This window comes from Bacillus sp. CH140a_4T (assembly GCF_008923725.1).
Classification (GTDB): Bacteria; Bacillota; Bacilli; order Bacillales; family Bacillaceae_G; genus Bacillus_A.
Map to the genome: position 1 here is coordinate 430,363 of NZ_WBPF01000021.1, position 15,501 is coordinate 445,863.

Sequence of the window (15,501 nt, forward strand, 5' to 3'; positions counted from 1 at the left end):
TTTTCACAGCATTTTAATTAGTGTGTTATAGAGAAATAAATTTTCTAGAGGTCCTATCGAATGGATTACGCGGAAAATAGCCGGATAAATGTTCATCATACAAAAAGGAAGTTGGAATCATTCCAACTTCCTTTTTCTTTATTGAGCCGCGCTTAATTTAATACGGACTTTCGTCTCACCTAATGATAGTTCATCGTCTTCATTCGTTAAGTGATCGTATGTAAATCTCTTAACGAGTAAATTTTCTTCCAATAAATCTTTATGGTTCGTTAATGTTCGCTTTAGTTCTTCCTCTGTATCAAGAATAACATCAACTCGTAAATTAACCGGTAAATTTAGTTGCTTACGATATTCTTGAACCGCTCGAATAAATTCACGCGCTACTCCTTCTTGTAATAATTCTTCCGTGACATTCGTATCTAACATAACTGTATATTGTCCGTTAGTCGTATTAGAGAATCCTGATTTTGCAACTTTCTCTACTACTACATCTTCAGCTGTTACCGCTACTTCTTCTCCTGGTGCAGCTTCGTAAACTGCCCTTCCTGTAGATACAAAGTTTTGTACTTCTTCTTGTGGCAGTTGTTTTAACCAACCATTTACTGCATTCACACTTTTACCAAACTTCGGCCCAGCCGTTTTGAAATTCAGCTTTAATTGATAGGATGTGTATTTCGTTTCATCGAGTTCAACATGGAACTCCTTCACATTTAACTCATCCATGACGATATCACGATAAGATTCCCAATCCATATCATTCTCATTATGTGCTAGTAATACAAGTTCTGCTAACGGCTGTTTTACTTTTAAGGAATGCTGATTACGATTACTTCTTCCAAGTTCAACAACTTGTAAAACTGCATCCATTTCCGCTTCTAGTTTCGGCTGAAGTAGTGATTCATTTACAACTGGGTAATCCTCTAAATGAACACTATTTCCAGTTAAATTTAAATGAATATCTTCAGCGACAAACGGTGTAAATGGTGCAATTAATTTACTAATTGTCACAAGTACTTCATGAAGTGTCTCATACGCAGCTGCTTTTTCAGCATTCATACCAGATTCCCAGAAACGATTACGTGAACGTCTTACGTACCAGTTACTTACTTCATCTACAAGCGACGCGATTTCACGAGCTGCATTCGTAAATTGATAATCATCAAGTACTGTTCTCACTTTTTTCGTTGTTCTATGCAATCTTGATAATACCCATTCATCCAATTTCGTCCGCTTTGCATCATATGTTTCTTTCGGATTGTACTCATCTAAATTTGCATATAAAACGTAGAAGCTATACACATTCACTAATGTATCTACAAATTTAGATTTTGCCTCCAGTACTGTTCTTTCAGAAAAACGCTTCGCATTCCACGGAGCACTATCAACGAGTAGCGCCCATCTTAAAGCATCTGCACCAAACTGATTTACTAAATCAACTGGATCTAGTGCATTCCCTTTACTTTTAGACATTTTCTGTCCTTCTTCATCTAATACATGCCCTAGTGATAACACTCGTTTATAAGGCACTTTTCCTGTATATAGTGCTGCTACTGCTAATAAACTATAAAACCATCCGCGTGTTTGATCAATGCCTTCTGCAATTACATCTGCTGGAAACTGTTCTTCAAACAACTCTTTATTTTCAAATGGATAATGATATTGCGCAAATGGCATGGAACCACTATCAAACCAAACATCAATTACTTCTGGTGTACGATTCATTGTACTTCCGCATTTTTCGCAGCAAACTTGCACTTCATCTACATATGGCTTATGCAATTCTAAATCTTCAGGTGTTTCTTTCGTACTATGCTTTCTTAAATCAGCAATGCTTTTCGGTGCGAATTGATGATCGCAACTTTCACATTCCCATACGTTTAATGGTGTTCCCCAATATCTATTTCGGCTAATATTCCAGTCCACCATATTTTCTAAAAACTTACCAAAGCGTCCATGTTTCATATGGTCTGGATACCAAGTAACAGAATCGTTATTTTGCAAAAATGTATCTTTAATTGCAGTTGTTCGGATTAACCAACTCTCTCCTGCATAATAAAGAAGTGGTGAATCACAACGCCAGCAATGTGGGTAGCTATGTTCATACTTTTCTTTATGATATAGTAAGCCTTCCTTCGCTAAATAACGAACAATATCCACGTCACAATCTTTTACAAATTTCCCTTTCAAAAATGGTACTGCTTCTGTATACTCACCTTTCTCATCTACAACATGCAAGAATGACAATCCTTCACTTTGAACGACTCTATAATCGTCCTCCCCATATGCTGGAGCGATATGAACGAGTCCTGTACCACTATCTGCCGTGACAAAATCTGCTGCGATAACGTGATAGCCATTTGTAACTTCTTTCATTGAAAATGGCGGTATATAAGATGTGTTTACTAATTCTTCACCTTTATGAACAGATAATACTTCATAGTCTTCTTTTAATACATCTTGTACACGTTCTTTCGCAACAATGTATACATGACTTTCCTGTTTCGCTTTCACGTATTCCATATTTGGATGTACAGCGAGCGCAACATTTGCTGGAAGTGTCCAAGGTGTCGTTGTCCAACCTAGGAAGTATTCATTTTCACTATCTTTCACTTGAAACTTAACTGTTGCACTTAAGTCTTTTACTGTTTTATACCCTTGTGCAACCTCATGTGAACTTAGTGAAGTTTGACAGCTTGGGCAGTATGGTGAGACTCTATGCCCTTTGTACAATAATCCTTTTTCATGAATCGTTCCTAAAATATGCCATACACTTTCGATATATGGATTCTTTAGCGTAACGTATGGATCATCCATATCTACCCAATAACCGATGCTTTCAGTAAATTCACGCCACTGCTTCTCATATGTGAATACACTCTCTTTACACTTCTGAATAAATGGCTCAATTCCATACTCTTCAATTTCATGTTTACCAGAAATACCGAGTTGCTTCTCAACACCTAATTCTACAGGTAAACCGTGTGTATCCCATCCCGCTTTTCGTAGCACTTTATAACCAGCCATCGTTTTATATCTCGCTACTACATCTTTAATTGTCCGTCCAAGTGCATGTCCGACGTGTGGTAAACCGTTCGCCGTTGGTGGTCCTTCATAAAATACGAAAGACTGTGCGCCTTCTCGATTCTGAATTGATTGCTCGAAAATACTTTGCTCGTTCCACTGCTTACGAATACGTGTTTCTCTCCCTACAGCTGACTCTTTTACATCTACTTTCTTCATCTACAATCACTCCTTTTGAATATTTTAAAGCACACAAAAAACCCGTCCCTATGAAGTAGGGACGGGTTTAACCGCGTTACCACCCTAATTCTATTAGCTCTTCGCTAATAGCACTTAGCAACGTACTATCATACGTGTTCTTTGTAACGGTAGACATCCGTCCGGGCTTACTTATTTTCAGCCTCGGCTCCTCGGAGATGATTTTCAAATAACGTCTGCACACCGGCTTTCAGCTATACACCGGCTCTCTGGGGAACAATTCATTATTTTACTCGTTCTCGTCTTCAGATTTGTATACTTTATTAAAAGCTATTTTATGCCATTGGGCAATAAATTGTCAACTAATTCGAAATATATATTTAATTATACCCTTTTTTCACAATTCCTATACAATTATTTCTTAAATTCTTGTATTCCAGCTAAATCTTCATCTCCTTCAATAAGCTCAGCAAAGAATCCTGATTCATCCTCACGAAGAACAATTTCAAGCTCTTGCTTCGCCTCTTCAATTCTATTTAACTGTGCTAAATAACAAGCGCGATCGTATCTTGCTAACAAATCACTCGCATCTATTGTTAATACATCATTTGTTATTTTTTCTGCCTTTAGTGTTTGTCCGGCACCATGATACGAAGATGCTAAAGAAAGAAGAATTGCTGCTTCATTTGGATGATGTATAGAAGCATTTTCTAATACATGAATTGCCTCTTCAAACCTTTCTTGACTTTGATACATTTCTCCTAAAGCAAGAAACGCTCTACTTACAAACGGTGTTTGCTCCATTAATTGTAAGGTAATCTTTTCTGCTTTTCTTTCTTCTCCTATTTTAAAGAATACTTGTGCTTGTAAAAGAAGCGTATCATAATCATCTGGTAACTCTCGAACCATTTGCTTCGTTAATTCTGAAGCATCCCGTAACATGTCTTCTTCCTCACACGCCATGAAAAGATTTACAAGTTGATTCGCTACATCGTAATCCCATTTATTTTCTAACGATATTTGCAATACATCTATCGCCTCTTTATACATCGCCACATTCTCGTAAAATAGTGAAAATCGCTGCGCTGCCATACTATTTTTTTGATTTAATTTTAACGAAATTTCATACAAATCAATGATTGTAGTAATAATCGAAATTTCTTTCGCACGGTTTTTCATACGATAAAAAGCTCTCGTAATTATGGATTTCTTCGGCTGTTCATTTTGTTGACGTTCAATCCATCTTTCCGTCACCGCAGATGCAGCATACATAAATGCCATACTTCTTTCTGCCTTCTTCACCTTTAATGTATGAAGAAAATCTCGTATGTTAGACAATTTCTTATGTTGTTCTATCGCTTTTACATACACATCAAATATTCGTTCATTATTTGCATCTTTTTGTATAACTTTCATTGCAATTTCAATTGCTTTTGCATTCCTTTTTTTCACTAACACTTTGGCATAATGATATAGAACTTCTATATGCTCACTATCTAATTGAAGTGCCTCTTCAATCTGTGCTTGTTCTTTATCTATTTCATCCATCGCTCCATACACATATGCAATCGCATCTAATCGCCATATTTCAGGTGCTTCGTCCGCTAATTGTTCTAGTTCTGTCAATAACTCTTCCTGAAGACTCATTTCTACTGAAAGCTGTGCCAAATATTCCATATTAATATGCATCGGCTCTTCTTTCATAGCCTGAACCATATGACTTTGTTCTTTAGAACGATTTTCTTCTTTTTCGTATATTTCTGCAAGCTGTAAATGTACACCTTCGAAATTCTCATCAAGCTCTAAACATGTTTCATACGCTTGTTTTGCTTCTGTCAATTGCCCTAATGCCATAAGTGTTTCACCAATTCGGTAATACGGTAATGCCGTTTCCTTTTGTTCTATCGCCTTATTATACCTTTTCATCGCTTGGCCGTACTGCCCAATAGATTCATATAAAATACCTGTATAACAGCCGTATTCACTTACTTCATTTCTTTCTTTCTGTAACGTTCTTAAGAATGCTATACCTCTTTGTACAAATACCGTTCCTTTAATTCGATTCACATATTCATCTAACGCACTTGCCACATTATATTCGCTCTGCTTTATACCACTCTCTAACTTAGACAAAGCTACTTTAAACCCTTCTTCATTTCCACCAAGTTCAACCTCAGCATCCCATAGAACCATTCCCGCATTCATAAGAAAATCTTGGCTCTTTTCAATTTGTTTTTCGATACCGAGAATATATTGTTTCGCTTCCTTGTATTGTTCTTTCGCCATATAAACTTGCGTAAGTCCAAAGTGAGAATAAACATCATCATGATTTTCTTCTAATGCACGATTATACAATGTTTCTGCTTCTTCCAGACTATCATTTTGAAAATGATAGTCACCGAGTTTTACATATAGAGGTGCCTTATCGTCACAATTCTCAATACCTTTTAATAAAATTTCTTTCGTACTTTCCTCATCCTTCAAATCAGACTCGTATATTTCCGAAAGTTTCGTATAGATGTAAGGTGCATTACTATCCAAATAAATCGCTACTTTAAGCCCTTTTATCGCTAAATGTAATTTCCCTAAATGATGCGCACATCTCGCGCGCTCATACCATACATGTGCCTCATTTTTATATTCTTTTAACAAATCATTAAAGATTTCATACGCTTCTTCATATCTTTCTAAATCTATTAATATTAACCCGTGATTCGTTAAAGTGAATCGTTCTGGACTACGCTCCAAGGCGACTTGAGAAAACTGCAATGCCTTTCCAGATTGGTCGATATACATATATGATAAAGCGAGAAAACTCCAAGCAATCGGCTGATCTGCGTCTAATTGTAACGAAGAACGAAAACTAGCAATCGCTTCTACATAACTTTCCTGCTCAAAAGCATACCTTCCGTTTATTAAATGATATAAGGCACGATTATTTTTCTTCTCAACACTCGCAAGCATTTGCCCAGCTTTTTCTAGTTCTTCAAGGCGAATAAAGCACTGTGCACCATGCAATTTAACAAAATCTGATTTCGGAAACTTCTCCATTAACTTTTCAATACAACATATAATAAACTCATTATCTACTTCAACATCTAAATGCTTAACCGTATATAACCACGTATTCGGATTATCACTCGTCTCTTTTAAAAATTGTACTAAGTTATGAATCCCCTCTTTATCATGTTCATCTAAATGATCCGTAAGAGAAAAAATGGATTTAAAATAATGATGTTCTTCTTCATCTAAAAATGATAGCTGTTCCTTCTTTTCTTTCGGAACAAACGTAATCGCTAAACACCCTGTATAACGATATTTTTCTTGTAACTTACTATATTCCACAATAACTGGTTCTATAAAGTTCGGATCTTGAACATAAAAAGCTTGTAACGTATCATCATATCCAGATAGCACTTGTACATGTGAAGCATGCTCAATATCTATACTTAATAAAACAGGAATCCCTTCATCCAGCAGTCTCTTATAATTTTCCTCATTACCTTTAAAATAACGATATTCATAACCTAATTCTTCTAAATAAGAAACAGTATCTGAAAACTTTGAGCCTGTCATATCAAAAATAAACTCTGCTATTTCATCTTGTGTACGTTTTTCTCCCCATAATTGCAACATCATTTCTAAACTTGTCGGAACACAATAATTATCCTTTTGTACAATCGGAACTATCGGTAAGTGCACCTTTTTTCCATCTGGATTTTTTTCTAAATTATGATATAAAGACTCTTTTAAACTTTTTTCTTCTTTTAATAACTGTTGTAAATCTACAAGTTTATTCATTTTGTAAAGCGCTTCTGCACGTAAATGTACAAAGTAAGCTTTATACGCATGATAAGGAAGCTGATTATTTATATTATCTATTACCGCTAACATTTCTTCATACTTCCTTAAATCTAATAAATATTTTACCTTTTCAAAATGAAAATATGGTACTTGCGGGAACTTTACAATCGCATCATCAATTAGCTGTAAAGCACGTTTTTGTTCTCCTTGATTCGCATATAACTGTGATAATAAATAGGTAGATAACTCTTCACAATCTTTATGCTGCATGCCAGCTATAAATTGTTCTTCTGCTTTCTCCCATTCACCTGTATGCATATAGACGTAGCCCCATTTATCAAATACGGCACGTGCACTGTACTCCTCTGCCTTTTGCATATAGATTAGGGCTTCTTCATTTCGTTTCATTTCTAACAAACATCGTACTAATGTAAAATATGTTTTCGCTAAAAGATCAGCTTCTATTTCTTCTTTATTTACCTCTTCTAATGAGTCTTTTAACAACTGTTCTACTTCAAGTATTTTCCGCTCATCAATTAACTCATCACAATATAAAGAGAGCGTTCTCATATTTGGGAATTTTTTGTAGGCGTAGCGAATGAGGAATGAACTGTATTGGTGCATAAGCCCTTCATCAGTAAGACGTATTAATATGTCAAACTCCTTATGCGAAGGAACACTAGCAAGCCAATTCTTCAAATAAGATAAAGCATTCTTTTCTTTTATATATGAAATTTCATTATTTATTTCCTGTAATCCATCTATAAATCTCTTGTCTTTCAAACAAGCATCTAACTGCTTAAAATCTAGCATGTATTCACCTCGAATATTTATTTATACTGCTACTTGCTTAGATTTTACACATCATATTGTAGGTATTCAACTAAAATCTCCTATAATGGATAGTATTATTTAATATTATTCGAATTTATAACAAAATATAGTAAATATGATTGTTTTTCTCCATATTTTGTTTAATTAAATGGAATAACATAACATGAGGATCTTATCTTTCGGAAACTGAAATGAGTACATAAAATTATATCGGCGATAATTCAAATATATCAGCAATTATACGGTGGATATCGACTTACCGATAAAAAATGACAATCCTCAATAAACCGCTATCTTTCAACATTCTATTTCACCAAATGTAATTTTCATATTCGGAGCATATACTAAAGAAGAATGCAATTGAAATGCTTTAAAAAATCGTAGTTCTGCTTCATACTGAACTAAAGCTTCATCATATGTTAACCCTCTAGCCATTAAACGTTCTATAAAATGCTGTTTATCACCCGGATCCCCTGCAATCCCTTCTTCTTTTAATGAATGATACAACCTTTGTTTATCATTATGGTGCATATTAGAATCTAAAAAGTTCACTTTATCACTTACTCTACATTCAATATTTTTTACGCCTAGTTCACTTAAAAACATTGGTATTTTCATACCAATATTTCCATCTTTTCCGATTCTCTGCATGTCACTTTCAAATAACTTCTGTAAAGCACCTAGCCTAATAATTTCCGATTGATTCTCTCCATCTAAAGAGTATGAAGACATATTTGATATCCAATGTGGTTCAAAACAGATTATTTTTCCGCCCTTTTTAATTGAATGTATCATTTTTTGTAGTATCGTTTTTGGCGAACTCATATGTAATAAGAAAGCATGACAAATTGCTATATCGTATGTATCGTTCAATTCAATTTCTGTAGCATCTACCTCAAGAAATTCTGTCTCATACGGAAGTAAACGAAACAACTCTCTCGCTTCAGCTAGTAATGTTTCTCCACTATCAATGCCTGTATACTTTGATCCTTCTGGAAGTAAAGGCATTAATACTAAGCCTAAATAACCATATCCACAACCATAATCAACGATATGTAATGGCTTAGTAATCTTCCAAACTGTATTTACTAAAAATCTTACATAATCGTCATTGTAATATAAACCTCTCGTGTTTTTTAAATATTTTAATTTACTGTTCCAATCGTATGTTTCCAAGTTTAACACCTCCTTTTTATATATGACATTACAATTCTCCATTTAATAAGGACATTCCTACACTTGAAACAATTCTAGAAAAATTTAGATTTAATAAAATAAAACTTCTGCTTTCACATTTTCTATAAAAACAAATAGGCATACATATCTACTATGATACGTATACCTATTTGTTTTACATCTCCTTAGGTGCCTCCACCCCAAGTAAACGTAATCCCTCTTTTAATACAACTGTCACAGCATACACTAATGCAAGTCTACTGTCTTTCTCTTCGCTCTCTTCCAATATACGAACATTTCCATAATATTTATTGAATGATTGTGCTACATCTAATACGTATTTCGAAATGATTGATGGCTCATTTTTGTTGAAGGCTGCTTCAATTACTTGTGGGAACTTATTAAGTAATTTTACGACGCTCCAGCTATGATTATCTTTTAATGCAAACGTACACGTTTCAAATTCTAAACTTTCTTTTCTTAAAATAGAGCAAGCACGTGCATGTGTGTACTGTACATACGGTCCTGTTTCACCTTCAAATTTCAGCATATTTTCTAATGAGAATTCAATATTATGCATACGCTCATTTTTCAAATCATGGAAAATAACTGCCCCTACACCGACTTGCTTTGCTACTTCTTCTTTTTGTTTTAAGTTTGGATTTTTTTCTTCAATATTTTGTATTGCAAGGTCTATTGCTTCTTCAAGTACTTCTTCAAGTAAAATAACTCTTCCTTTACGTGTCGACATTTTCTTACCGTCTTTTAAAATGAACCCAAACGGTACATGTTCCATACCCTCAACCCAATTGTAATCAAGCTTTTTTAATACAGTGAAAAATTGATTAAAATGTAAACTTTGTTCTGGGCCAACTACATATAACGCTTTATCAAATGCATATGTGTTTTGACGGTATACAGCTGCCGTTAAGTCACGTGTTGCGTAAATCGTCGCACCATCTGATTTTCTAATTAAGCAAGGCGGCATTCCCTCTTCTTCTAAATTAACGACTAACGCGCCTTCAGACCCTTCCAGCAAATCATGTTCTTCTAAAATTCCAATAAAATCTTCCATTAAGTTATTATAAAAAGCTTCTCCTTGAAAATTAGTAAATTCAACACCGAGAAGTTCATAAATACGAGAAAATTCTTTTAAGGATTCGTGACGGAACCAATTCCAAAGCTCAACGGCTTCTTCATCACCTTCTTCTAATTTCTTAAACCAGGCGCGTCCATCTTCTTCTAATTCTTCGTCGTTTTTTACCTCATCGTGAAATTGAACATATAACTTAAATAGTTCACGTATTGGATCCTCTTTAACTACTGCTTCATTTCCCCATTTTTTATAAGCAGTAATTAACTTTCCAAACTGTGTACCCCAGTCTCCAATATAATTAATTCCTACAACTTCATAGCCACATTTTTCAGCGATATGTTTCAATGAATTCCCTATCATTGTAGAACGTAAATGCCCCATTGAAAAAGGTTTCGCGATATTCGGAGAGGAATAGTCGATAACTACAGTCTTTTCACATCCAAAGTGATTTTGACCGTACTTTTCTTTCTCCGCTAAAATCGTTTTTAATACTGCATCACTTACAGTTTCACGATTAAAAAATACATTTACATAAGGGCCAACAGCCTCTACTTTCGTAAAGAACGGATCATGTAATTTCTCCGCAACTTCCTTTGCGATAATAGCTGGTGATTTTTTATATTGTTTCGCAAGTAAAAAACATGGAAATGCCGCATCTCCGAATTCATCTTGTTTCGGCGTTTCAATTGAATCTAAAATTTGGTTTTGCGTTAATTCATTCATGAAAATATTAGATAAACTTTCCGCAAACTGCGTTTTATAATCCATACTACAACCTCCTTAATTTTTAAAACACAAAAAACTCGTCTCTAAAAAAGAGACGAGTTTTAACCCGTGGTACCACCCTTGTTGTTCATTACGAACCACTTTCCCGTTTATAACGAGGACAGGGGTCCTCGGCTTACTCTACTATTCGTTCAAGAAGCATCTCCGAAGTGCGCTTCATCTTTTTCTTCCGCACTAGGCTCACACCATCCCTAGCTCGCTTTCCTTCGAAAAAAGACTACTCTCTTCATCACCGACAGTATATTTAATTAATTATTGCTTATTATACATCTTTTCAAACAATTAGCAAGGGTCAATTACACCAAAGTGAAACTTAGCACTTTTTCTTTTGTATACGTGAAAATTGTGTTTTTCAAATCTAGAACTACGGAAATGATCTTTCAAAACGACACGCTTTCTCGCCACACGCTTCGCTTCCGCAATTGTTTCGTCAGTAATATCATGATACAAAGCGAAGTGTTTTAATCCTTTTATTCCATCTGATTCTATAACAGTTTCTTCAAACATTGGATCAAGGTACACAACATCATAACTATTGTCTTCACATTGTTTTAAAAACGCGTAATGCTCCGTTTGCTTCACATCAATTCGTTGCATTGCCTCATCAATTTCAGAAACGGATGAAGACCATGTTTTCAAACCGTTTTCCATAATATAAGCCATATATTCATTACCTTCAAGTCCCGTTACGTTTCCGCTTTCACCAACAATATAACTAGCTACAATACTATCTGATGCCATGCCAAGCGTACAATCTAACACTGTCATTCCGCTCTCTAATTGCGTGGCTTGTACAAACGGATCATGTTCTCCGCGCATTAACCTTTTCACACGAAACATCGCTGAGTTTGGATGAAAGAAAAACGACTCTTCCGTTCCTCTCGGATAAATAGCTAATCGGTTTTTCCCTACAACCAGTACATCTTGTTCATACTGCTCATGCAGTTTATGTACTGGTACGTCATTACGTTTAACGAAAGAACGATTTAATTCTGCTGCTACCTTGTTTGCATAATCTGTCATTTCTTTGTTCGTTCTTCCTGCTGTTGTTACGATCATTGTTTCACCTCTATATAAAGAAAAGAGGGAGATTTACTCTCCCCCTTCTTTAGCAATTCTTTTCAAAAGCTTGTTCTAAGTTCGTAATAATTTCGTCCATAGTTGCACCTTCAATTTCATGACGGTGAATGAAGTGAACAACTTCTTTTCCTTTTAATAATGCCATAGATGGTGAAGATGGAGGAATTTCTCCGAAGTATTCACGCATTTTTGCAGTAGCATCTTTATCTTGGCCTGCGAATACAGTTACAAGATGATCAGGTTGTTTTTCAGCACGAACAACTGCTTGACCTGCTGATGGACGTGCTAAACCAGCTGCACAACCACAAACAGAGTTTACAACTACTAAAGTTGTACCTGCTGTGTTTTCCATAAATTCTGTTACAGCTTCTTCTGTAGTTAACTCTTCAAACCCAGAACGCACTAATTCTTGACGCATTGGGATTACCATTTGACGCATGTATTCTTCATAAGCATTTGACATCTTGTAATCTCTCCTTCAACTTTCATTCCAAATTCATCATATCACGCTCTATTACTAGGTGCAAAAGAAAGATTACGATGATTTCATTTTTTTGTAGGGATTTCACAAACCCCTTCACGGCAATGTCCAACTGGGACAAGTTTTCTATTATTAGCGATATAATCGTATACTTTACTTCCAAATCCAAGTACAATAGATAGTTTGATAAAAGGCACGGCAAACCAGTAAGATGGAACAGCCTTTGCTAATACATGTATGCTATGAATCCCGTCATACCACTTATTATTTTTTAAAATATACAATCTTTGTTCCATCTTGCTTTGTAGTTCTTGAGAGAGTTCATACTTCTCAACTACATCTTCATCTCGAAATGAAACAAATTTCATCTTACCCTTTTTATCTAATTTTTTCGTACGTTCTGCAACCGCCGTACACATCGGGCACCAACTATCATAGAAAACAATCATACATTATTCTCCTTTACGAGACTCCGTCATTTGTTTCCATACAGAACCTTTTGCTTCTTCTCCGCCTTCAATACGCTCTAATGCTAGACGCGCTTGCATCGCTACTTCAAACTCTGGATCATCCTGCGCTGCTGTTAATGCCGGAATCGCACTTTCATCTCCAAGTTCAAATAAGAACATCGCTGCACGCCAGCGTACTAATTTACTTGAATCTTTCAGAGATTTAATCATAACGAACATCGCTGCTGGATCACCTACGTCAGATAAGCAATCGCCCGCTGTACGGCGAACACTTACTGAACGATCTAATAACGCTTTATATAATAACGGCAATACTCCATCACCTTTTACCATACCTAAATACGCTGTTGCTAAACGGCGGATCGAAACTTTTTCATCATCTAACGCCATCTGTAACACTAGCATATCTTCTTCAGTAGGATCCATTTGTTCTAATGCCGCAAAACGGTTTTTCCAGTCAGCATCTTTCATCATCTCTTCTGTTACTTTATATGGCTCACGCTTTTGAATCGTTACTTCAACAGCACCTGCCTGGTTTAATAATTCTTTAACTGTTTCATTTACACGTTCTTCTGAATAAGCAGCAACAATCTCTTCCACTACTTCTTTCCCGATTTCTTCAAAATTACCGTAACGTGTACTTTGTTCCACCCATTTACGTTCTTTTACAACGTTTGGTGCAGACATTTGAACTTTCATAATTGATTCTTTAAAACGATCTGGTAAGCCAACACGTTCTTCTGTTGTTCCATCTGTTAACTTTACTTGCATTGGAATTGTAAAGAACATTTGAACAAACACTTTCACTTCTCCAAAATGAGCAAGTTGTTGTTCTTCACTCTCTTCTACTACCTGTTCGCCGAAAACAGCACGAACTTGTTGTAATAAAACTTTCCAATCAAACTTTGCATTTCGCTCTACTGCTAAAAAGTCAGCTACATGATATACACCTTTAATGCCTTCAATTTTCAAAATTTCTTGCACTTGCATTGGTGCTTGTTCTTTATTTTCATTTGTATAATTATTACGCGCTCCTGATGGTAATACTTCATTCAAAATAACTTTCATTGTATTTGGACTTGGCGTCGGTTCAATTGCTTTAATCTTCACGTAAAAAACTCTCCTTTATTGCATGTTCTTAGCTGTATTGTAACATGTTATCACTCTATACTCCTACTCGGATGCTTAATTTTGCTAATTCCTTTACTACATTTCTTAGAAGTTTCATTTATTCTGTTTTCACCTAAACGTTCTGAAACTATAGTTAAAAGTCTAATTGACAATACCAGAAAAAGGGATTAACCTTAACTCACAAAATGACCATAGTCATTTTGTGAACGAAGTCATTAGAAAGTGGAGGGATAACAAATGAATAATTTCATAATTATTGGTGGCGGTATTGCTGGTCTATGTGCAGCAATTTCCTTACAAAAAATAGGATTAGATGTAAAAGTATATGATAAAAACACTGAACCTACTGTTGCTGGTGCAGGGATTATCATTGCCCCGAATGCGATGCAAGCACTTGAACCGTATGGGATTTCTGAGAGAATTAAAAAATTCGGCAACGAAAGTGACGGCTTTAACCTTGTATCCGAAAAAGGAACTGTTTTCAATAAATTGATCATTCCAGCTTGTTATCCAAAAATGTACTCTATTCATAGAAAAGATTTACATCAATTACTACTTTCTGAACTACAAGAAGATACCGTCGAATGGGGAAAAGAATGCGTAAAAATAGAACAAAATGAAGAAAACGCCTTAAAAATAATATTTCAAGATGGTAGTGAAGCATTCGGCAATATACTGATTGCTGCTGATGGTATTCATTCTGTCGTTCGAAAACAAGTGACACAAAGCGATAATTACCGTTATGCAGGATATACGTGTTGGCGCGGTGTAACTCCTACTAATAACCTTTCCTTAACAAACGATTTCATTGAAACTTGGGGAACGAACGGTAGATTTGGTATCGTCCCTCTTCCTAACAACGAAGTATACTGGTATGCGCTCATAAATGCGAAAGCTAGAGATCCAAAATTCAAGGCTTACACAACAGTAGATTTATATAATCATTTCAAAACTTACCACAATCCCATCCCATCTATTTTAAATAATGCATCGGACGTTACTATGATTAAACGTGACATTGTAGACATTACACCAATGAAACAGTTTTTTGAAAAACGCATCGTCTTTATTGGGGATGCCGCCCATGCACTTACTCCTAATTTAGGCCAAGGCGCTTGTCAGGCAATTGAAGATGCGATTATTCTTGCTGAATGTATCAAAAATAATACCCACTATCGTCAAGCATTTATAGAATACGAACAAAAAAGACGAGATAGAATTGAGAAAATCTCAAACACTGCATGGAACGTTGGAAAAATGGCGCAAATGGAAAGTAAACCTTTAACTATAGTAAGAAACGAAGTAATGAAACGTATTCCGAAATGGGTTGCTAATAGGCAAGCACACGAACTATACAACTTTCATTTATAACAAAAAGGAGTAACGGCATTCTCTACCCTTCTTTCAATTACATTAAACTTTAT

Annotated in this window: 9 protein-coding genes and 2 other annotated features; of the genes, 1 reads left to right on the forward strand and 8 read right to left on the reverse strand. The window is 35.5% G+C overall.

The genetic code is table 11. The features are described 5' to 3' along the window. Positions 1-138: 138 nt before the first annotated feature. From ileS to F8162_RS24000, 8 genes are all read right to left on the reverse strand, one after another. A complete protein-coding gene (gene ileS / locus F8162_RS23965) occupies positions 139-3,240 on the reverse strand; it encodes an isoleucine--tRNA ligase (protein ID WP_151630612.1) in 3,102 nt (1,033 codons plus the stop codon). Positions 3,241-3,294: 54 nt separating this feature from the next. Further along, positions 3,295-3,534, reverse strand: a binding site (T-box leader). A gap of 99 nt (positions 3,535-3,633) precedes the next feature. Further along, the gene (locus F8162_RS23970; protein ID WP_151630613.1) at positions 3,634-7,836 is read right to left on the reverse strand and encodes a bacteriocin-processing peptidase family protein; all 4,203 of its coding nucleotides are present in this window, start codon (positions 7,834-7,836) and stop codon (positions 3,634-3,636) included. 318 nt (positions 7,837-8,154) lie between these two features. Next, complete coding sequence (locus F8162_RS23975) at positions 8,155-9,075, reverse strand: class I SAM-dependent methyltransferase (protein WP_192797662.1); 921 nt, start codon at positions 9,073-9,075, stop codon at positions 8,155-8,157. Between the two features lie 133 nt (positions 9,076-9,208). Beyond that, entirely contained in the window at positions 9,209-10,897 is a 1,689-nt protein-coding gene (gene argS, locus F8162_RS23980; RefSeq protein ID WP_151630615.1) for an arginine--tRNA ligase, read from the reverse strand. A gap of 45 nt (positions 10,898-10,942) precedes the next feature. Next, positions 10,943-11,157 (reverse strand) — a binding site (T-box leader). Positions 11,158-11,197: 40 nt separating this feature from the next. Continuing rightward, complete coding sequence (locus F8162_RS23985; protein ID WP_151630616.1) at positions 11,198-11,974, reverse strand: class I SAM-dependent methyltransferase; 777 nt, start codon at positions 11,972-11,974, stop codon at positions 11,198-11,200. Between the two features lie 49 nt (positions 11,975-12,023). Further along, complete coding sequence (locus F8162_RS23990; RefSeq protein WP_000063705.1) at positions 12,024-12,458, reverse strand: BrxA/BrxB family bacilliredoxin; 435 nt, start codon at positions 12,456-12,458, stop codon at positions 12,024-12,026. An 83-nt stretch (positions 12,459-12,541) separates the two neighbouring features. Next, positions 12,542-12,925: a thiol-disulfide oxidoreductase DCC family protein gene (locus tag F8162_RS23995; protein ID WP_000634876.1), complete on the reverse strand. Its 384-nt coding sequence runs from the start codon at positions 12,923-12,925 to the stop codon at positions 12,542-12,544. Positions 12,926-12,928: 3 nt separating this feature from the next. Continuing rightward, positions 12,929-14,056: a conserved virulence factor C family protein gene (locus F8162_RS24000; protein ID WP_151630617.1), complete on the reverse strand. Its 1,128-nt coding sequence runs from the start codon at positions 14,054-14,056 to the stop codon at positions 12,929-12,931. 258 nt (positions 14,057-14,314) lie between these two features. Between F8162_RS24000 and F8162_RS24005 the strand changes: the two genes are divergently transcribed. Next, positions 14,315-15,448, forward strand: a complete 1,134-nt coding sequence (locus F8162_RS24005) for an FAD-dependent monooxygenase (protein ID WP_151630618.1) — start codon at positions 14,315-14,317, stop codon at positions 15,446-15,448. Positions 15,449-15,501: the final 53 nt, after the last annotated feature.